Below are 19,396 nucleotides of genomic sequence, written 5' to 3'. Positions count from 1 at the left end.
CGGCCCGGCAGCCCCGCCCCGCAGAGGACATAGCGATCTGCTAAAATTACGGGTTTTTCGCCGATCCATCATTCAAAGGGACGCGCCGTGCTGTCTACCGCCAATATCACCATGCAATTCGGGCCAAAGCCCCTCTTCGAAAACATTTCCGTCAAGTTCGGGGAAGGCAACCGCTATGGCCTGATTGGCGCGAACGGTTGCGGTAAATCCACGTTCATGAAGATCCTGGGCGGCGATCTGGAGTCGAGCGCGGGCAACGTGATGCTCGAGCCGAACATCCGCCTCGGCAAGCTGCGCCAGGACCAGTTCGCGTTCGAAGACGTGCGCGTGCTCGACGTCGTGATGATGGGCCACACCGAGATGTGGGCCGCGATGAACGAGCGCGACGCGATCTACGCGAACCCGGACGCGACGGATGACGATTACATGCACGCCGCCGAGCTCGAAGCGAAGTTCGCGGAATACGGCGGCTACACCGCCGAAGCGCGCGCGGGCGAACTGCTGCTCGGCATCGGCATCGCGCTGGACCTGCACAACGGCCCGATGAGCGCGGTGGCGCCGGGCTGGAAACTGCGCGTGCTGCTCGCGCAGGCGCTGTTCTCGAAGCCGGACGTGCTGCTGCTCGACGAACCGACCAACAACCTCGACATCAACTCGATCCGCTGGCTCGAAGACGTGCTGAACCAGTACGACTCGACGATGATCATCATCTCGCACGACCGGCACTTCCTGAACCAGGTCTGCACGCACATGGCGGACATGGACTACGGCACGCTGAAGGTGTGGCCGGGCAACTACGACGACTACATGCTGGCCAGCACGCAGGCGCGCGAGCGTCAGCAGGCCGCGAACCAGAAGGCGAAGGAGCGCGTGGCCGACCTGCAGGACTTCGTGCGCCGCTTCTCGGCGAACAAGTCGAAGGCGCGTCAGGCCACCAGCCGCCTGAAGATGATCGACAAGATCAAGATCGAGGAATTCAAGCCGTCGTCGCGGCAGAACCCGTTCATCCGCTTCGAGTACGAGAAGAAACTGCACAACATCGCAGTGGTCGCCGATTCGATCTCGAAGAAGTACGAACGCACGATCTTCAACAACTTCAGCATCAGCGTGCAGCCGGGCGAGCGCATCGCGATCATCGGCGAGAACGGCGCGGGCAAGACTACGCTGCTGCGCTCGCTGTACGGCAACCTCAAGCTCGAACACGGCACCATCAAGTGGGCCGAGAACGCGAACGTCGGCTACATGCCGCAGGATACCTACGAGGAATTCCCGAGCGACGTCACGCTGATGGACTGGATCGACCACTACCGCAAGGAAGGCGACGACGAGCAGATGGTGCGCGGCACGCTCGGCCGGCTGCTGTTTAACGCGGACGACATCCGCAAGTCTGTGAAGGTGCTGTCGGGCGGTGAGAAGGGCCGCATGATCTGGGGCAAGCTGATGCTCGGTCGCCACAACGTGCTGCTGATGGACGAGCCGACCAACCACATGGACATGGAGTCGATCGAATCGCTGCAGATCGCGCTCGAAAAGTACGACGGCACGCTGATTTTCGTGTCGCACGACCGCGAGTTCGTGAGCGGGCTGGCTAATCGGATCATCGAAGTGAAGACCGACGGCACGCTGTACGACTTCGGTGGGAATTACGAGGATTTCCTGCTGACGCAGGGCGTGCAGTAAGCGGCTTTCAACGCCTGTCTATCTGAGGCCATTGTCCCGTTGGGACAATGGCTTGCGTGGCCTCTGCCATAGCCGCCCGACGTGCCTGGCGCGGGCGGCCTACCGAAAGCCGACGCTTCGCGTTACTTGTACTCCCAGGTGTCGTCCACCTTGGTGATTTCCCAGTTGCCCGACACTTTCTTGAGAAACACCAGCACGTCCACCTTCTCTTTGGAACCGAACGTGACAGGCACGACCGTCACGCCGTTGAGCGCGATCGCGTGGTGGGTGGCGATGTGGGCGAGCCAGTCGCTCGGGTCGTAGTCTTGAACCTTCAGAAAATAATCCACGCCATTGGGCGGACCGCCGTGCGCGTATTCGCTTTTTAACCGGCTAACGGTTCCCGGCGCGACGTATTTCTCGATATCCGGCTTGTTGAGCGGGTATGACTTGTCCGAATCGTTCTTGATGAGCCACGCATAAAATGCGCTAACGCTTGCTTCAGGCGTGGCCTCTGAAGCAGATACGGATTGTGGCTGGAATGTCCCAAACACCAGCGCTATTGCCGCAATCCCCAACATTAGCAGACGCTTCACTATTCACCTCTTCAGTTATGGCGGAAGACCGTGTATGCGGGGTTAATACGGACCGCGTACGCTAGCATGAAATCGCGGCCTATTGGGGTGGTAACTGTTTGAGGAGCATCGAAAATCGTTAAAGCGGTGCTTCGATTATTCGCTATAACTGTCAGTTATTAAAAATCCTCTAGTTGGCAGAGCACGGCGTCGCACCGTCGCCCGCGCACCGTCCCCATCCTCATCGACTTAAAATAACCCCGACGACACACCAGGAGACAGGAGCCCCCGCCATGCACACCTTCGACAAGCTCTACATCAACGGCCAGTGGATCAAGCCATGCGGTACCGGCTCGATCGACGTGATCGACTCCGGCTCCGAAGAAGTGATGGGCCGCGTTCCGGAAGGCAACGCAGCCGACGCCGAACTTGCGATCGACGCGGCGCGCGCCGCCTTCGACGGCTGGGCCGCCACGCCCGCCGCCGAGCGTGCTGCGCTGCTGCAGAAGGTCGCGGACAACCTGAAGGCGCGCACCGACGAACTCGCGGCGATCATCTGCGGTGAAGTCGGCATGCCGATCAAGCTGGCACGTATGATCCAGGTGGGCAGCCCCGTCTACAACTGGGGGGCGTACGCGAAGCTAGCCGCTTCGTTCGAGTTCGAGCAGGAGGTCGGCAACTCGCTCGTCGTGCGTGAGCCCGTAGGCGTGGTCGCCGCAATCACGCCGTGGAACTACCCGCTGAACCAGATCACGCTGAAGGTCGCGCCTGCGCTGGCCGCCGGCTGCACGGTCGTGCTGAAGCCGTCGGAAGTCGCGCCGCTCGATGCGTTCGTGCTCGCCGAGGCGATTCACGACGCCGGTCTGCCGGCGGGCGTGTTCAACCTCGTGAGCGGCTATGGGCCGGTGGTGGGCGAAGTGCTCGCGAGCCATCCGTCGGTCGATATGGTGTCGTTCACGGGCTCGACGCGCGCCGGCAAGCGCGTCGCCGAACTCGCGGCCGCATCGGTCAAGCGCGTGGCGCTGGAACTGGGCGGCAAGTCGGCGTCGGTGATTCTCGACGACGCGGATTTTGCGGCCGCGGTGAAGGGCACGGTCGGCGCGTGCTTCGCGAACGCGGGCCAGACCTGCTCCGCGCACACCCGCATGCTGGTGCCCGCGGCGCGCTACGACGAAGCGCGCGATCTCACGAAGAAGGTCGCCGAAACGTACGCGCCGGGCGACCCGCGCAACGAGACCACGCGCCTGGGCGCGCTCGCCTCAGCCGCACAGCAGCAGCGGGTGCAGCAGTACATCGCGAAGGGCATCGAGGAGGGCGCGGAACTCGTGACGGGCGGCACCGGCAGGCCCGAAGGCCTTGGCAAGGGCTTCTTCGTGAAGCCAACCGTCTTCGGCCGTGTGCATCCGAAAGCGACCGTTGCGCAGGAAGAGATCTTCGGGCCGGTGCTGTCGATCCTCACCTACGACGACGAAGACGAAGCCGTGCGGATCGCCAACGATTCGCCATATGGCCTCGGCGGCGCGGTGTGGGCGGGCAGCGACGAGCGCGCGATGCGCGTGGCGCGCCGCATCCGCACGGGCCAGGTGGACATCAACGGCGGCAACTGGAACATGGCTGCACCGTTCGGCGGCTACAAGCAGTCCGGCAACGGGCGTGAGAACGGCGTGTACGGTCTCGAGGAATATCTCGAGTACAAGTCGATGCAGCTGAAGGTGGCGAAACCGGCTTGATGCGCGAACGAGCACGCGGGCGCGAACGGCGGACGATCGATCGGATGCCGTATCAACCGCGCCCGCTTCGCCGGAGGGAAAAGGCTCAGATCTTGTCGTAGCGGAAGCGCATCGCGGTGCCTTCGCGCTGGATGCGCTCCCAGACCGCGCGTTTTTCGTCGTCGGTCATGAACACCCAGTTCGCCACTTCCACGGCCGTGCGGCCGCACCCCTTGCAGATGTCGTCGAAGAGCGTCGAGCAGACGCCGATGCACGGACTGTCGGGAAGATCATGCAGATTGGAAGCCATCGAAAACCTTGGGGTGTCGCGCGTGAAAGTCCCGCTATGTTAACCGATGGTGCGTGGCGCCGCCGTGGCGTCGTCGATGACTTATGTCCGTCACGCGCGACGTTCCAGGCTCGCTTCGAACCGCGTAAAGCGATGCGCGTGTAAGCGTATCGCAAGCACGCGCACGCTAAATGGCGACTGCGCTGGCCGTCCTCCAGGCCGACAAGATTGCGCAAGCACTCACCCGAATGCACGTCGGGATTATTTCGGCTGGACACGGCCGCTCAACCCGCTAAAATTGCGGCCAATTTTGCAGTGAAGCACGTCCGCGCGAGGCCGCCAGACAAGCCGCGCCGCACGGGCCGAGGCAGGCCGCTCACTGCTTGTACCCTTTGTGCGACACCCTGGCATTTTTTTTGTGGTGTGCGATAAATGGTGGTAGCGTTCGGATTTTTCAGGGGAGCCGCGCGCCATGCGCGACGGCACGGGCGAGGCAGATGACCGGCACTGTCCGGTTGGGATCGGAGAACGGGATGAAAAAACAGGTGTTGAGCAGCCTTGCGGCGCTCGTGGTTTGTGCGGTGCCGTTTGTGAGCGCTGCGGCGAAAGACACGCAGCTGAACGTGTACAACTGGTCCGACTACATTGCCAAGGACACCATCCCGAACTTCGAGAAGCAGACGGGCATCAAGGTCAAGTACGACAACTACGACAGCGACGACACGCTGCAGGCCAAGCTGCTGACCGGCAGCTCGGGCTACGACATCGTCGTGCCGACCAGCAACTATGCCGGCAAGCAGATCGCGGCCGGCATCTTCGCGCCGCTCGACAAGTCGAAGATCCCTAACCTCAAGTACCTCGACCCGTCGCTGATGGCGCTCGTCGCCGGCGCGGATCCGGGCAACAAATACGTCGATCCGTGGGCGTACGGCACGACGGGCCTCGGCTACAACGTCGACAAGGTCCAGTCGATCCTCGGCAAGAACGTGCCGCTCGACAGCTGGGACATCCTCTTCAAGCCGGAAAACATCTCGAAGCTGAAGGCGTGCGGCGTGTCGGTGCTCGACGCGCCGGACCAGATGTTCGCCGCCGCGCTGCATTACATCGGCAAGGATCCGATGAGCACGAACCCGGCCGACTATCAGGCCGCGCTCGCGATGATGAAGAAGATCCGCCCGTACATCACGCAGTTCAACTCGTCGGGCTACATCAACGACCTCGTGGGCGGCGACATCTGCTTCGCTTACGGCTGGTCGGGCGACGTGGTGATCGCGAAGCACCGCGCGATGGACGCGAAGAAGTCGTATCACATCGAGTACTACATTCCGAAGGGCGGCGCGCCCGTGTGGTTCGACGTGATGGCGATTCCGAAGGACGCGAAGAACAAGGACGCCGCGTACCAGTGGATCAACTACATCGAGACGCCGCAGGTCCACGCCGCGATCACCAACGAGGTGTACTACCCGAGCGTGAACCTCGAAGCCCGCAAGTACGTCGACAAGGACATCGCGAACGATCCGGCCGTGTACCCGCCGGCCGACGTCGTGAAGACGCTGTTCCTGTTGAAGCCGCTGCCGCCGCAAATCCAGCGTCTGCAGACGCGGCTGTGGACCGAGTTCAAGTCCGGCCGCTGATGCGACGGAGTTGAGCCTTTCGCGCCATCATCCAGAAGCCCCCGGCGAGTGTGCCGGGGGTTTTGTTTGTCCAAAGCAGAGAGACGCAGCAGATCATGAGTAGTGAGCACACGGGCGTGCCGGCGGGGACCGGTGTGTCGCTCCAGGGCGCCCAGGGTAAAGAGGCCGCGCTGTCCGCGGCGGACAGCTTCGTGCAGATCGTCGACGTCGTGAAGAAGTTCGGCGAGACGTTCGCGGTGAAAGGCGTATCCCTCTCCGTCAAAAAGGGCGAGCTGTTCGCGCTGCTCGGCAGTTCCGGCTGCGGCAAGTCGACCCTGCTGCGGATGGCGGCGGGCCTCGAATCGATCACGTCGGGCAAGATCCTGATCGACGGCGAAGACCTCGCCGCGATGCCGCCGTACCGTCGCCCGGTCAACATGATGTTCCAGTCGTACGCGCTCTTTCCGCACATGACGGTGGAGTCGAACGTCGCGTTCGGGCTGAAGCAGGAAGGCGTCGCGAAGGCTGAGCTGAAAGACCGCGTGCAGGCCGCGCTCGAACTCGTGCAGATGGGCCGCTTCGCGAAGCGCAAACCGCATCAGCTGTCGGGTGGCCAGCAGCAGCGCGTCGCGCTCGCGCGTTCGCTCGTCAAGCGGCCGAAGCTGCTGCTGCTCGACGAACCGATGTCCGCGCTGGATAAACAGATCCGCCAGCGCACGCAGATCGAACTCGTCAACATTCTCGACAAGGTCGGCGTGACCTGCATGATGGTCACGCACGATCAGGAAGAGGCGATGACGATGGCCTCGCGGCTCGCGGTGATGAGCGAAGGCGAGATCATCCAGCTCGGCACGCCGAACGAAGTCTACGAGTTTCCGAACAGCCGCTTCTCGGCCGAATTCATCGGCTCGACCAACCTGTTCGACGGCCACGTGGTGGAAGATGAGCCGGACCACGTGTTCGTCGAGACGACGGATCTTTCCGTGCGGCTCTACGTGAGCCACGGCATTACGGGCCCGCTCGGCATGCCGGTCACGATCTCGGTGCGTCCGGAGCGCATCGCGCTGACCCGCAAGCCGCCCGAAGGTGCGTTCAACTGGGGGCACGGCGTCGTGACGAACGTCGCATACATGGGCGGCTACTCGCTGTACCACGTGAAGCTCGACTCCGGGAAGATCGTGATCGCGAACGTGACGAGCCTCGCGCTGTCCGAGATCGATTCGCCCGGCTGGGGCGACGAAGTGTACGTGCGCTGGAGCGCCTCGGCCGGCGTGGTGCTGACGTCATGAAGCGCACGCTGACCGCCTTCTGGCAGTGGCCGGTGCGTCGTTTCAACCTGACGGGGCGCACCGCGGTGGTGGCCGGGCCGTTCGTCTGGCTCGTGCTGTTCTTCCTCGTGCCGTTCCTGCTGGTACTGAAGATCAGCTTCGCCGACCTGCAGCTCGGCGTGCCGCCGTACACCGAGCTGACGTCGTTCAAGGACGGCGTGCTGAACATCGCGCTCGATCTCGGCCACTACGCATTTCTCGTCACAGATAGCCTGTACATCGCGACGTATATCAACTCGGTGATCGTCGCGGCGATCTCGACGTTGCTGTGTCTGCTGATCGGCTATCCGATGGCGTACTACATCGCGCGCTCGAATCCGGCCACGCGCAACATCCTGATGATGGCGGTGATGCTGCCGTTCTGGACGTCGTTCCTGATCCGCGTGTACGCGTGGATCGGCATCCTGAAGAACAACGGGCTCCTGAACAATTTCCTGATGTCGGTCGGGCTGATCCATACGCCGATCGAGCTGTATCACACGAACACGGCGGTCTACATCGGCATGGTGTATTCGTACCTGCCGTTTCTCGTGATGCCGCTCTACGCTCACCTCGTGAAGATGGACCTGACACTGCTCGAAGCCGCGTACGACCTCGGCGCGAAGCCGTGGAAGGCGTTCCTGCAGATCACGCTGCCGCTGTCGAAGAACGGCATCATTGCGGGCTGTCTGCTGGTGTTCATTCCGGCGGTGGGCGAGTACGTGATTCCGGAACTGCTCGGCGGCGCGGACACGCTGATGATCGGCCGCGTCATGTGGAACGAGTTTTTCGACAACGCCGACTGGCCGATGGCCTCGGCCGTGACGTGCGCGATGGTGCTGCTGCTGCTCGTACCGATGGCGCTGTTCCAGCACGCGCAGGCGAAGGAGCTGGAGGAGGGCAAGCGATGAAGCCGAATCGCATTCTCCAGTGCATCGCGCTCGGGCTGGGCTTCCTGTTCCTGTACATCCCGATCGTGAGCCTGATCGTCTACTCGTTCAACGAGTCGCAGCTTGTGACCGTGTGGACGCAATTCTCGACGAAGTGGTACGTGGCGCTCGCGCACGACGACGAGCTGATCACGGCCGCGTGGCTGTCGCTGCGCATCGGCCTGATGACCGCGTTCGCGTCGGTCGTGATCGGCACGTGGGCGGGCTTCGTGCTTGCGCGCATGGGGCGCTTTCGGGGCTTCACCCTGTACACCGGCATGATCAACGCGCCGCTCGTGATTCCGGAGGTGATCCAGGGTATCTCGCTGCTGCTGCTCTTCATCGAAATGGGCAAGTGGCTCGGCTGGCCGGCGGGGCGCGGCGTGTTCACGATCTGGATTGGCCACGTGATGCTGTGCATCTCGTATGTCGCGATCATCGTGCAGTCGCGGGTGCGCGAGCTGCATCCGTCGCTGGAAGAGGCCGCGCTCGATCTCGGCGCGACGCCGCTGCGGGTGTTCTTCGCGATCACGCTGCCGCTGATTTCGCAGGCGCTGGTGGCTGGGTGGCTGCTGTCGTTCACGCTGTCGATCGACGATCTGGTGCTGTCGGCGTTCCTGTCGGGTCCTGGCTCCACCACGTTGCCGCTCGTCGTGTTTTCACGGGTGCGGCTGGGACTGAATCCGGAGATGAATGCGCTCGCGACGCTGTTCATCACGGTGGTGACGATCGGTGTGATCTTCGCCAACCAGTTCATGCAGCGAGCCGAGAAACGGCGGATGGCGGAAGCGGTGTGAGCGCGATGCAGCGCGCATCATTTTCTCGGGCAAGCGCGGTGGCGGATGAAAGGAAAAAGGTAAAAATCGGTCAAGATCGATCGCGCCTCTGGCCGCGTGTGGCAACATAGCTCCGTTACTCATTGGGCCGTACCTGGCGAAAGCTTGTGGCGGCAAATCCTAGGGTCACCTTCGGGTGGCCCTAGTTGCGTTTACGGGGTGGAAATCTGCATTTGTGTTACATCGACGAGTCTGGTTGCCTCGGTGCAATCCGGCACGACAGTGATACCGGCCCAACCCCGGTGTTTGTCATGGCCGGTCTGTTCCTGCACAAAGACAAGATCAACACGCTGACCGGTGCTGTTCGATGTCGACCGCCGGTCAAAACAACCGCAACAACCCATCCAGCCCAACATGGTTGAACGCCACGCTGGCCGCTTCGCGCACCACCGGCTTCGCGCGGAACGCGACCGAGAGTCCGGCTTCCGCCATCATCTTCAGGTCGTTCGACCCGTCGCCCAGCGCGATTGCACGTGAAGGCTCGATGCCGAGCGTCGCGCAGGTTTCCAGCAGCGTGTGCGCTTTCACGTCCGCGTTGACGATCTCGCCCACCACCTTGCCCGTGAGCTTCCCGTCGACGATTTCGAGCGCGTTCGCGCGCGTGAAGTCGAGCCCGAGGCGCGCCTTCAGCTTCTCCGTGAAAAACGTGAAGCCGCCCGACACCAGCAGCGTTTTCAGGCCGGCCGCTTTCGCGCCGGCCAGCATCTGCTCCGCGCCCGGCGACAGCTTCAGGCGCTCCTCGTACACACGTTCGAGCGCGTTCGCATCGAGCCCTGCGAGCAGCGCGACGCGACGCGTCAGGCTCTCGTTGAAGTCCTTGATCTCACCGCGCATCGCCGCTTCGGTAATCGCCGCGACCTCCGCCTTGAGTCCGCAGAAGTCCGCGATCTCGTCGATGCATTCGATCGTGATCAGCGTCGAGTCCATGTCCATCGCGACGAGACCGAAGTCCGACAGCCGCTTGCCCGGCGCGACGAACGCATAGTCCAGGTCGTGCGTCGAGCAGTACACCTCGAGATCGCCACGTTGCGCGGGTTGCGCATCGTCGATGCGGATCGCGTTCGCGTCGATCGCGGTGACGCGGCTGCCCCGCGCGAGCGCCGCGAGCGGCTTGTGATGCGCGTCGGCGAGCGGCGCGGGACTCTGGATGACGAGATTCATGACGGCGTGAGTGGGCACGATAGCCGGGGGCGGCGAGGTGAAACGGCGAGTTGAGGCGGTTAAGGAAACGGGCAGTGCTGCCGCGGACGGCGGAAAATCCCGCTATTGTAACGGTTCGGCACTGCGAGCCTGGCCGTTTTACGGGCCGTGGTCCACATGGACGCATTCGCGTGAAGACCGGAACGACGGAGACAATCATGACCCCGGCTACCGCCATCGTCGACGACCGCGCACTCGCGGCCAGCTTCGACCTGCGGCATCTGACGCCCGGTTTCTATGCCGATCCCTATCCGCTCTACCGGGCGCTGCGCGCGCACGAGCCCGTGAAGCGGATGCCCGACGGCTCGCTGTTTCTGACGCGCTATGCCGACGTGCAGGCGGTCTACCGCGACCCGAAGCTCTTCAGCTCCGACAAGAAGGTCGAGTTCCGGCCGAAGTATGGCGACTCGCCGCTCTACGAGCATCACACCACGAGCCTCGTGTTCAACGATCCGCCGCTGCACACGCGGGTGCGCAGATTGATTGCCGGCGCGCTGACGGCGCGTGCGATCGCGGCGATGGAGCCGGATCTGGTGCGCCTCGTCGACGGATTGCTCGACCGCGCGGAGACGCGCGGCGAACTGGATCTGATCGGCGATTTCGCGGCCGCGATTCCGGTCGAGATCATCGGCAATCTGCTGGCGGTGCCGCATGACGAGCGCGGAGCGCTGCGCGACTGGTCGCTGGCGATACTCGGCGCGCTCGAGCCGGTGCCGACCGAAGCGCAACTGCAGCGCGGCAACGACGCAGTGCGCGATTTCGTCGCGTACCTGCAGGGGCTCGTCGCGCAACGCCGTCGCGCGCCCGGCGATCCGCAGCACGATGTGCTGACGCGGCTGATCGCGGGCGAGGGCGGCGAGCAATTGTCCGAAGCGGAGTTGCTGCAGAACTGCATCTTCATCCTGAACGCGGGGCATGAGACGACGACCAACCTGATCGGCAACGGCCTCGTGACGTTGTCCGAATGGCCCGACGAACGCGCGGCGCTGTTGCGCGAGCCCGAACTGATCGGGACCGCGGTGGAGGAATGTCTGCGCTTCGAGAGTTCGAACCAGCTCGGCAACCGGATGACGATGGCCGACACGCAGATCGGCGGTGTCGAAGTTGCGCGCGGCACACCGGTCACGTTGTGCATCGGCGCGGCGAACCGCGATCCCGCGCAGTTCGCGGACCCGGACCGGTTCGATATTCGTCGCGATCCGAACCGGCACCTCGCGTTCGCATTCGGCATTCACCAATGCGCGGGGTTGTCGCTCGCGCGGCTCGAAGCGCGGGTAGCGATCGGCCGGTTCGTGCGGCGCTTTCCGGGATATCGAGTGAGCGGCACGCCGACTCGCGGCGGTCGCGCGCGTTTCCGCGGCTTCGCGGCGGTGCCGGTCGCGCGCGCGTAGCAACGCGTACGACGTAAGTTTTTGCTCCGGTAAAGCAAGACTTACAGCACGTGCGATTGAACCCATGTGTTGCCGCGACGCACGCCGCGTCCATCGCCGATGGCCCTGTTCATTGGCACGTCCAATGCTTCGCCATCAATTCCATCTTCTGGGAGCGCGCGATGGCACACATGATCTGGAAAGGCGCGATCAGCTTCGGCCTCGTACACGTGCCGGTGCAGCTCTATCCGGCGACGCAGTCGGAGCGCGTCGGCTTCAATCTGCTCGACAAACGCAGCAACGATCCGATCGGCTACCGGCAGATCAACAAGCGCACCGGCAAGGAAGTGTCGCGCGACCAGATCGTGCGCGGTTTCGAGTACGAAAAGGAGCACTACGTGATCCTGACGGACGACGAGATCCGCGCCGCGAATCCCGAGTCCACACAGACCGTCGACATCATCGCGTTCGTCGACGGCGCCGACATTCCGTTTCTCTATCTCGACACGCCGTACTACCTCGCGCCGGACCGCAAGGGCGAGAAGGTCTATGCGCTCTTGCGCGAAGCGCTGAGGGACTCGGGCAAGGTGGGCGTGGCGAGCGTCGTGATGCATAACCGGCAGCATCTGGCGATGCTGATTCCGGTTGGTCCGGTGCTCGCGCTCAATACGCTGCGCTGGGTCGCGGAAGTGCGTTCGTACGACGAATTGAAGCTGCCCGCCGAGGGCGCGAAAGCGGCCGGCCTCGCGCCGCGCGAACTGCAGATGGCGAAAAAGCTCATCGATGACATGTCCGACACGTGGGATCCGGCGGATTACCACGACACGTTCCGCGACGACATCGTCGCGCTCGTCGAGCGCAAGGTGCGGCAGGGCAAAACGAAGGAGGTCGATAAACGGGCGGGCGAAGCGCGCGAGACGCGGCCGTCGGCGGACATTCTCGATCTGTCGGAACTGCTCAAGCGCAGCCTCGGGCACAGCAAGGGCGGTCGCGCTGCACGAACCAAAGCGGATGCCGACACCGCGCGCGGGACCGACGACGACAGCGGTCGCACCACCACCGCACGCAAGCGGCCCGCGACGAAGCGCGCGAGGGCAAGCGCAAGCGCCACGGCGGCACGCAAGTCGACGAGCACGAAACAAGGCGCGACCCGTGGCACATCGACCGCAGGCGCGGCTGCCGCGCGACGCAAACGCGCCGCGTAACGCTTGCCACACTGCTCGTGCGCAGTGCCGGTGCCGTGAACCATGGCGCGACGCTTGCGATGCAGCCGTAGCGGAAGCGAACGGAAGCAACACGGAGCCGACCGATCATGACCGACCGACTGGAACGCTACTCGACGAAGCGGCGCTTCGGCGGGACGCCCGAACCGCGGCCCGAACCGCGCGGCGCCCGCGCGCGCCGCAGCGCGTCCTCGCGAGCGCTCAGCTATGTGATCCAGGAGCACGATGCCCGGCGCCTGCACTACGACTTCCGGCTCGAACTGGACGGCACGCTGCTGTCGTGGGCCGTGCCGAAGGGTCCGAGCCTCGATCCGTCGGTCAAGCGGCTTGCGGTGCACGTCGAGGATCATCCGGTCGAATACGGCTCGTTCGAAGGCGAGATTCCGGAAGGCAACTATGGCGCGGGCACGGTGGTCGTGTGGGATCGCGGCACATGGGCGCCGCACGGCGGTATCGCCGCTGCGCGCAAGGCGTACGCGGCAGGCAAGCTGAAGTTCACGCTCGACGGCGACAAGCTGCACGGCGGCTGGGCGCTCGTGAAGAGCCACATGCGCGGCAGCGGCGACAAGGAGCAGTGGCTGCTCATCAAGGAGCGCGACGATGACGCGCGTCCCGAAACCGAGTTCGACGTGATCGCGGAGATGCCCGGCAGTGTGCTGGCCGATGCGCGTCATCATGGCGAAGCAGGGAAGCCGAAGAGGCGAGGGGTAGTTGGAAAATCAGCGGCGAAATCGGTGACAAAGTCCGCAGCGGCAAAGTCCACGATCGAAGGCGCGGTGAAGGCAACGTTACCCGCTACCTTCAAACCCCAGCTCGCGACGCTCGTCGATACCGCGCCGCCAGGCGACTGGCGCTACGAGATCAAGTTCGACGGCTATCGCGTGCTGATCCGCATCGATCGTGCGAAGGCATCGCGCGCAAAGCGACGCAATAGCGCAACCCACGTCTTCACGCGCGCCGGCAACGACTGGACCGCGCGCTTTCAAACCCAGGTCGAAGCATTCGATGCGCTCGACGTCGACAGCGCGTGGATCGACGGCGAAGCCGTGGTACTGAACCGGGACGGCGTGCCGGACTTCCAGGCACTGCAGAACGCGTTCGATGCGTCGAGCACGCAGGACATCGTGCTTTATCTGTTCGACCTGCCGTACCTCAATGGCTACGACCTACGCAGTGTGCCGCTCGTGCAGCGCCGTGCGCTGTTGCAGGCGCTGCTCGAACCGGTGGCGGGCGAGACGCTGCGCTTCTCCGAAGACTTCGCTCAGGTGCCCGACGAACTGCTGAAAAGCGCGTGCGACATGAAGCTCGAAGGGATCATCGGCAAGCGCGCAGATAGTCTATACACGTCCGGCCGCTCGCCGGCGTGGATCAAGCTCAAGTGCAGGCGGCGCCAGGAGTTCGTGATCGGCGGCTATTCGGAACCGTCGGGGAGCCGCGCGGCATTCGGCGCGCTGCTGCTCGGCGTGTACGACGAGGACGGCAAGCTGCGCTACGCGGGCCGCGTCGGCACCGGTTTCGATGCCGTGAAACTGCGCGCCGTGAAGCGCGAACTCGACGCGCGCGAAACCGCGAAGATGCCGTTCGCGAGCGTGCCGCGCGAACGCAGCCGCACGCCGGTGCATTGGGTGAAGCCCGAACTCGTCGCCGAATGCGAGTTCGCGGAGTGGACCACCGACGGCATCGTGCGCCAGGCCGCGTTCGTCAGCCTGCGCGACGACAAGCCCGCGAAGCAGATCGTGCACGAGACGCCGGCCGCGCATGACGCAGTGGAAGGCGATGAGCGCACTACATCGACATCGAAATCGACGAAAGCGAAAACGGAAACGACAACCACCGCAACGCACCGCGCGTCGCGCAAACGAGGAGCCGCCACCGTGACGACAGGCACCGCAAACCACGCATCGAAAGCCACTACCGCGCGCATCTCGAAGCGCGCCGCCGCCAGCGACGCCGAAGTCGCCGGCGTACGGATCTCGCATCCCGACCGCGTGATCGACAAGTCGACCGGCACCCGCAAGCTCGACCTCGTGCGCTACTTCGAATCGGTCGCGGAGTGGATCCTGCCGCATCTGCGCGACCGGCCGGTTGCGCTCGTGCGCGCGCCGGAAGATATCGGCGGCGAGCTGTTCTTCCAGAAGCACAGCGCGAAGCTCGCGATTCCGCACGTCACGCAGCACGAAGGACTCGACCCGGGGCATCCGCCGCTGATCACGATCGAAAGCGTCGAGGCGCTGATCGGCGCGGCGCAGATGGGCACCGTCGAGCTGCACACATGGAACGCGGTGGCGTCGAACATCGAGAAGCCGGATCGCGTGGTGTTCGATCTCGACCCGGACCCGTCGCTCGACTGGGCGCGGATGGTCGAGGCCGCGCAGCTTGTGCGTTCGCTGCTCGACGAACTGGGCCTCGTGTCGTTCTGCAAGACGAGCGGCGGCAAGGGCCTGCACGTGGTTGTGCCGCTGTCGAAACATGTGGGCTGGGACGCCGTGAAGGCATTCTCGCAGGCCGTCGCGCAGCACATGGCCGATACGCTGCCGAAGCATTTCGCCGCGAAGATGGGCGCGCAGAACCGCCGCAACCGCATCTTCGTCGACTACCTGCGCAACAACCGCGGCTCGAGCACGGTGGCCGCGTACTCGACGCGCGCGCGGCCGGGGCTCGGCGTTTCCGTGCCGCTCGCGTGGGACGAGCTCGATGCGACGACGGGCGGCGCGCAATGGACGCTCGCGAACCTTCACGAACGGCTCGACGGTTTGCGCAGGGACCCATGGGCCGATTACGCGAAGACGCGTCAGCGGATCACTGCGGAGATGAAGCGGCGGCTCGATGTCAAGGATGACTGAATGTCGATCATCGGGCGTGTCGACGAGACCCGTCTCGCTCGATATCCCAGTACGGCGGATCGCCGAAATGCTCCGCGAGAAAGTCGATGAACGCAACCGCCTTCGGCGGCACGAACGAGCGGCTCGGATACACGGCCCAGATCGCAACGGTCTCGGCGAGCGGATAGCTGTCGAGAATGCTGACGAGCTCGCCGGTTTGCAGATACGGGCCGACGTCCCACGTCGATTTCATCGCGATGCCGAAGCCGGCCAGCAGCGCATCGCGCAGCACTTCGCCGTTGTCGGCCGAGAGTCGCCCGGTTACACGCACGTTGACCGGTCCTGTCGGCGTGACGAAGCTCCAGTCGCGCTGGTCTCCGAGCACCATGCATTCATGTTGCGCGAGATCGGACGGATGCTGCGGCCGGCCATGCGCGGCGAGATACGCGGGCGCGCAGCAGATCACCCGGCGGTTCACCGCGAGCCGCCGCGCGACCAGCGTCGAATCCTTCAGCGCGCCAAGCCGGATCGCGACATCCACGCCCGCGTCGACCAGATCGACGATGCGATCGGTCAGGCTCAGCTGCACGCTGACGCCCGGATAGCGGCGCAAAAACGCCGGCATCACCGGCGACACATGCTGGCGCCCGAACGACGACGGCATCGATACGCGCAGCCGCCCTTGCGGCTCCGACTGCGCGCGGCCCACCGATGCGCGCGCGGCATCGGCGGCATCGAGCAGCGCTTCGGCGCGCGCGATGAACACTTCGCCGTCCTGCGTGAGACTGATGCGGCGCGTGGTCCGATGCAGCAGCCGCGCGCCGAGCGAGCGTTCGAGCTGCGCGATGCGCGCGCTCGCCACCGCCGCCGACAGCGAGAACTCGCGTCCCGCCGCGGACACATTCGCGAGCTGCGCCGCGCGCACGAACAGCGCGACGTCGAGCAGGTCGAGGCGTTCGCGGCCGTGGGTTGCAGCGGGCACCGGAGTCGGAATCGAAGCCATTTTCAGAAATTTCCGAAAAATGTTTCAGCGATTATGAGGCTTTTCTGAAAAACCGGGGCCACCTACGATGTCAGTCATGCGGTCGCACTTCAAGCACGGCGCCGTGCCAACCCAACTCAGCAAACGCTCAACGGAGTCCTTCACCATGAAAGCCATCGGCCTGTATCGCTATCTGCCCATCACCGATCCTGAATCGCTCGTCGACGTCGAGATCGACACGCCGCAACCCACCGGACACGATCTGCTCGTGAAGATCGAGGCGATCGCGGTGAACCCCGTCGACTACAAGGTCCGCGCGCCGAAGGACAAGGTCGAGGACACGCCGCGCGTGCTCGGTTGGGATGCGGCCGGCACGGTATCGGCCGTCGGCCCGGACGTCACGCTGTTCAAGGTCGGCGATCCGGTGTTCTATGCCGGCAGCATCACGCGGCCGGGCGCGAACAGCGAGTTCCATCTCGTCGACGAACGCATCGTCGGGCACAAGCCGCAGTCGCTCGACTTCGCGCAGGCCGCCGCGTTGCCGCTCACCGCGATTACCGCATGGGAGGCGCTGTTCGATCGCCTCGGCGTGTCGCCGGAAGGCCGCGACGAAGGGCGCACGGTGCTGATCATCGGCGGCGCGGGCGGCGTGGGTTCGATCGGCATCCAGCTTGCGAAGCAGGTCGCGAAGCTCACCGTGATCGCGACGGCGTCGCGGCCCGAATCGGCGAAGTGGGCGACCTCGCTCGGCGCGGATCACATCGTCGATCACTTCAAGGACATCCCTGCGCAACTGAAGGCGCTCGGGCACGACACCGTCGACTACGTGCTGATGTTCAACGACACCGACCGCCATTTCCCGGCAGCGGCGGCCGCGATCCGTCCGCAGGGCGGCATCGCGACGATCGTCGAGAACGCGAAGCCGCTGCCCGTCGAACTGCTGAAGGCGAAGAGCGGTGCGTTTCACTGGGAGTTCATGTTTACGCGCTCGATGTTCGGCACGCCCGACATGATCGAGCAGCACAAGCTCCTGACCGAAGTGGCGCGGCTCGTCGATGCGGGCAAGCTGCGCACCACACTCGGCGAGAATCTCGGCACCACCAACGCGCAGAACCTGCGGCGCGCGCACCAGATGCTTGAAGAGGGACGCGCGATCGGCAAGCTGGTGCTGAGCGGTTTCTGAGCCTGTCAGGACATGGCGATTCGTTGCAATACGATGTGCGTTGCCGTGACGCGTTGCGGATCGTCGTGCGACCGGGTTAACACCCAATCCGCAGACGATCCGCAATCTCGCGCGCGGAGTTAGACTGGTGCTGCATCAGGCACCCGGCGCGTGACGATGAAGTGCGGACGCAGTGCGTCACAGCATCGTCATCTGGCGCCGCGGCACAACAACGAGGTGACAGCCATGAGCTTCAGACTCCACGTCGTAACGGTCAGTGCTGGTATCGCATGCATGATGGCTTCGGCAGCGCAGGCCGCCACGCCGATCACGGTCACATCGCAAGCTGCAACGGACGGACCGATCCAGTACACGGTCAAGGTCACGTCGAAAGTCTTCGGCAACGCGCAGGACACGCGCACGATCCGCTCGGGCCAGTCCGACGACTACACATGGAAGACCGTACCGCCGGGCGGCCCCGTGGCGGCCACTGAGGATTGTCCGGACTACTCGTCGCTGCCTGTCGACGCGAACGGCAAGATGATCCGCCAGATCCAGGTGCGCGTTGCGCCGGTCGTCGCGAAAGACGGCGTCGCGACCGTGCAGATCAGCTTCCAGGCGCAGACGCCGAAGGGCACGAAATCCGTGACCGCGAACGGCAAGACGCTGACCTGCCCGAACGCAACGACCTTCAGCCAGATCCTGCACTTCACGATGCCGACCAACGGCAGCGTGAAGACCGTGTCGCTCACCGATGGCACACAGGTCGCGGTATCGGCGAAGCGCTAGTGGCTCGCTGTACCTGTCGGGCGCTCTGATTTCGCTGCGTGCTCAACCAGTGGCGCGTTTCGCGCGCGTGCGCTCGACCAGCCGCGTCGCGAGAAAGCGGTGCTCCTTCGAGAACAGCCGGCTCCACGTGAGCAGCACTGCGCCAACGGTGCCGAGCGCCGACGAAGCCGCGATCAGGAACATGATCACGATCTGATAGCGCACCGCCTGCAAAGGCGACTGACCCGCGAGCACCTGGCCCGTCATCATGCCGGGCAGGCTGACCACGCCCACCACCGCCATCTGGTTCAGCGTCGGGATCATGCCCGCGCGCACCGCTTCGCGCGCGGGGCCTTGCGCGGCTTCCCAGCGCGTCGCGCCGAGCGCTAGCGCCATGTCGACGCGATCGCGCCGCGCGGTCAGCTCTTCCGTCATCCGTTCGATGCCGAGCGACACGCCCGTCAACGTGTTGCCGAGAATCATCCCGAGGATCGGGATCGCATATTGCGGCTCGTACCACGGATGAATGCGGATGATCACGAAGAGTCCCACCGCGCCGATCAGCCATGAGCTGACCCAGATCGACGCGATGCTGTCCACGCGCTGCCCCAGGTAAGTGCGCGCGCCACGTTGCGCGCCTGCGAAGCCGGCAATCAGCGTCATCACGATCATCAGCGGCAGCACGACGAACCAGCGGCCGTAGCTGAACACCCAGCCGAGCACATAGCCGATCGCGAGCAGCTGGGTGATCGTCCGCAGCGCGGCCCACGCGAGTTTTCGTTCGAGGTCGAGCTTCAGCGCGACCGAGAGCGCGCCGTTCACGACGATCAACAGCGCCGCGAGTCCGACGTCCCAGAGACTCAGGTCCTGCAGCACGCCTTTCATTGCGCGCCTCCCTGTGTTTCGCCCGATGCGCGATGCGTCGTTTCGTTCGCCGTAGTCATGCGCAAAG

At 64.3% G+C, this 19,396-nt stretch carries 17 protein-coding genes; 12 read left to right on the top strand and 5 right to left on the bottom strand.

Translation table 11 applies throughout. The features are described 5' to 3' along the window. Positions 1–87: 87 nt before the first annotated feature. Positions 88–1,680, top strand: coding sequence for an ABC-F family ATPase (locus tag DVS29_RS15710; RefSeq protein ID WP_118181381.1), 1,593 nt, complete (start codon positions 88–90; stop codon positions 1,678–1,680). A 122-nt stretch (positions 1,681–1,802) separates the two neighbouring features. Here DVS29_RS15710 and DVS29_RS15705 read toward each other — a convergent pair whose 3' ends face one another. Next, entirely contained in the window at positions 1,803–2,255 is a 453-nt protein-coding gene (locus DVS29_RS15705) for a DUF3828 domain-containing protein (protein ID WP_118181380.1), read from the bottom strand. A 272-nt stretch (positions 2,256–2,527) separates the two neighbouring features. On the opposite strand from DVS29_RS15705, the gene DVS29_RS15700 reads away from it, so the two are divergent. Beyond that, positions 2,528–3,964, top strand: a complete 1,437-nt coding sequence (locus DVS29_RS15700) for an aldehyde dehydrogenase family protein (RefSeq protein ID WP_118181379.1) — start codon at positions 2,528–2,530, stop codon at positions 3,962–3,964. 85 nt (positions 3,965–4,049) lie between these two features. On the opposite strand, the gene DVS29_RS15695 is transcribed toward DVS29_RS15700, so the two are convergent. Next, positions 4,050–4,253: a DUF1289 domain-containing protein gene (locus DVS29_RS15695; protein WP_118181378.1), complete on the bottom strand. Its 204-nt coding sequence runs from the start codon at positions 4,251–4,253 to the stop codon at positions 4,050–4,052. Between the two features lie 512 nt (positions 4,254–4,765). Here DVS29_RS15695 and DVS29_RS15690 point away from each other — a divergent pair. From DVS29_RS15690 to DVS29_RS38330, 5 genes are all read left to right on the top strand, one after another. Next, complete coding sequence (locus DVS29_RS15690) at positions 4,766–5,866, top strand: polyamine ABC transporter substrate-binding protein (protein ID WP_164707929.1); 1,101 nt, start codon at positions 4,766–4,768, stop codon at positions 5,864–5,866. A 95-nt stretch (positions 5,867–5,961) separates the two neighbouring features. After that, complete coding sequence (locus DVS29_RS15685; protein ID WP_205962459.1) at positions 5,962–7,134, top strand: ABC transporter ATP-binding protein; 1,173 nt, start codon at positions 5,962–5,964, stop codon at positions 7,132–7,134. Beyond that, positions 7,131–8,063, top strand: coding sequence for an ABC transporter permease subunit (locus DVS29_RS15680; RefSeq protein ID WP_118181376.1), 933 nt, complete (start codon positions 7,131–7,133; stop codon positions 8,061–8,063). Before DVS29_RS15685 ends, DVS29_RS15680 begins: the two co-directional genes overlap by 4 nt. Beyond that, positions 8,060–8,878: an ABC transporter permease subunit gene (locus tag DVS29_RS15675; protein WP_118181375.1), complete on the top strand. Its 819-nt coding sequence runs from the start codon at positions 8,060–8,062 to the stop codon at positions 8,876–8,878. Before DVS29_RS15680 ends, DVS29_RS15675 begins: the two co-directional genes overlap by 4 nt. A 185-nt stretch (positions 8,879–9,063) precedes the next feature. After that, entirely contained in the window at positions 9,064–9,279 is a 216-nt protein-coding gene (locus DVS29_RS38330; protein ID WP_118181374.1) for a DUF3800 domain-containing protein, read from the top strand. Here DVS29_RS38330 and serB read toward each other — a convergent pair. Further along, positions 9,239–10,078: a phosphoserine phosphatase SerB gene (serB, locus tag DVS29_RS15665; RefSeq protein ID WP_118181373.1), complete on the bottom strand. Its 840-nt coding sequence runs from the start codon at positions 10,076–10,078 to the stop codon at positions 9,239–9,241. The genes DVS29_RS38330 and serB overlap by 41 nt on opposite strands. 197 nt (positions 10,079–10,275) lie before the next feature. Here serB and DVS29_RS15660 point away from each other — a divergent pair, with 197 nt between their 5' ends. The 3 genes from DVS29_RS15660 to ligD all read left to right on the top strand — a co-directional run bounded on the left by DVS29_RS15660 (position 10,276) and on the right by ligD (position 15,553). After that, complete coding sequence (locus tag DVS29_RS15660; protein WP_118181372.1) at positions 10,276–11,508, top strand: cytochrome P450; 1,233 nt, start codon at positions 10,276–10,278, stop codon at positions 11,506–11,508. Positions 11,509–11,669: 161 nt separating this feature from the next. Beyond that, entirely contained in the window at positions 11,670–12,692 is a 1,023-nt protein-coding gene (ku, locus tag DVS29_RS15655) for a non-homologous end joining protein Ku (protein WP_118181371.1), read from the top strand. A 107-nt stretch (positions 12,693–12,799) separates the two neighbouring features. Beyond that, positions 12,800–15,553: a DNA ligase D gene (gene ligD / locus DVS29_RS15650; protein ID WP_118181370.1), complete on the top strand. Its 2,754-nt coding sequence runs from the start codon at positions 12,800–12,802 to the stop codon at positions 15,551–15,553. Positions 15,554–15,560: 7 nt separating this feature from the next. Here ligD and DVS29_RS15645 read toward each other — a convergent pair whose 3' ends face one another. Beyond that, positions 15,561–16,535 carry a LysR family transcriptional regulator gene (locus DVS29_RS15645; RefSeq protein ID WP_118181369.1) on the bottom strand — a complete coding sequence of 325 codons (975 nt, stop codon included), beginning with the start codon at positions 16,533–16,535 and terminating at the stop codon, positions 15,561–15,563. 145 nt (positions 16,536–16,680) lie between these two features. Between DVS29_RS15645 and DVS29_RS15640 the strand changes: the two genes are divergently transcribed. Next, positions 16,681–17,697 (top strand): zinc-binding alcohol dehydrogenase family protein, encoded by a 1,017-nt coding sequence (locus DVS29_RS15640; RefSeq protein ID WP_118181368.1) that lies wholly within the window; start codon positions 16,681–16,683, stop codon positions 17,695–17,697. 225 nt (positions 17,698–17,922) lie between these two features. Beyond that, a complete protein-coding gene (locus DVS29_RS15635; RefSeq protein WP_118181367.1) occupies positions 17,923–18,465 on the top strand; it encodes a DUF6013 family protein in 543 nt (180 codons plus the stop codon). Between the two features lie 42 nt (positions 18,466–18,507). Here DVS29_RS15635 and DVS29_RS15630 read toward each other — a convergent pair whose 3' ends face one another. Beyond that, positions 18,508–19,329 carry an ABC transporter permease gene (locus DVS29_RS15630; protein WP_118181366.1) on the bottom strand — a complete coding sequence of 274 codons (822 nt, stop codon included), beginning with the start codon at positions 19,327–19,329 and terminating at the stop codon, positions 18,508–18,510. Positions 19,330–19,396 lie beyond the last annotated feature (67 nt).

It is taken from the genome of Paraburkholderia phosphatilytica (assembly GCF_003443895.1).
Lineage (GTDB): Bacteria > Pseudomonadota > Gammaproteobacteria > Burkholderiales > Burkholderiaceae > Paraburkholderia > Paraburkholderia phosphatilytica.
Note: the sequence above shows the minus strand (reverse complement) of the source record. Positions and strands in the feature narration are given on the sequence as shown.

Coding starts and splice junctions, on each gene's coding strand:
- DVS29_RS15635 (WP_118181367.1), top strand. CDS start 17,923: ATGAGCTTCAGACTCCACGTCGTAACGGTCAGTGCTGGTATCGCATGC.
- DVS29_RS15630 (WP_118181366.1), bottom strand. CDS start 19,329: ATGAAAGGCGTGCTGCAGGACCTGAGTCTCTGGGACGTCGGACTCGCG.
- DVS29_RS15660 (WP_118181372.1), top strand. CDS start 10,276: ATGACCCCGGCTACCGCCATCGTCGACGACCGCGCACTCGCGGCCAGC.
- ligD (WP_118181370.1), top strand. CDS start 12,800: ATGACCGACCGACTGGAACGCTACTCGACGAAGCGGCGCTTCGGCGGG.
- DVS29_RS15695 (WP_118181378.1), bottom strand. CDS start 4,253: ATGGCTTCCAATCTGCATGATCTTCCCGACAGTCCGTGCATCGGCGTC.
- DVS29_RS15675 (WP_118181375.1), top strand. CDS start 8,060: ATGAAGCCGAATCGCATTCTCCAGTGCATCGCGCTCGGGCTGGGCTTC.
- DVS29_RS15680 (WP_118181376.1), top strand. CDS start 7,131: ATGAAGCGCACGCTGACCGCCTTCTGGCAGTGGCCGGTGCGTCGTTTC.
- DVS29_RS15700 (WP_118181379.1), top strand. CDS start 2,528: ATGCACACCTTCGACAAGCTCTACATCAACGGCCAGTGGATCAAGCCA.
- DVS29_RS15640 (WP_118181368.1), top strand. CDS start 16,681: ATGAAAGCCATCGGCCTGTATCGCTATCTGCCCATCACCGATCCTGAA.
- DVS29_RS15685 (WP_205962459.1), top strand. CDS start 5,962: ATGAGTAGTGAGCACACGGGCGTGCCGGCGGGGACCGGTGTGTCGCTC.
- serB (WP_118181373.1), bottom strand. CDS start 10,078: ATGAATCTCGTCATCCAGAGTCCCGCGCCGCTCGCCGACGCGCATCAC.
- DVS29_RS15690 (WP_164707929.1), top strand. CDS start 4,766: ATGAAAAAACAGGTGTTGAGCAGCCTTGCGGCGCTCGTGGTTTGTGCG.
- ku (WP_118181371.1), top strand. CDS start 11,670: ATGGCACACATGATCTGGAAAGGCGCGATCAGCTTCGGCCTCGTACAC.
- DVS29_RS15645 (WP_118181369.1), bottom strand. CDS start 16,535: ATGGCTTCGATTCCGACTCCGGTGCCCGCTGCAACCCACGGCCGCGAA.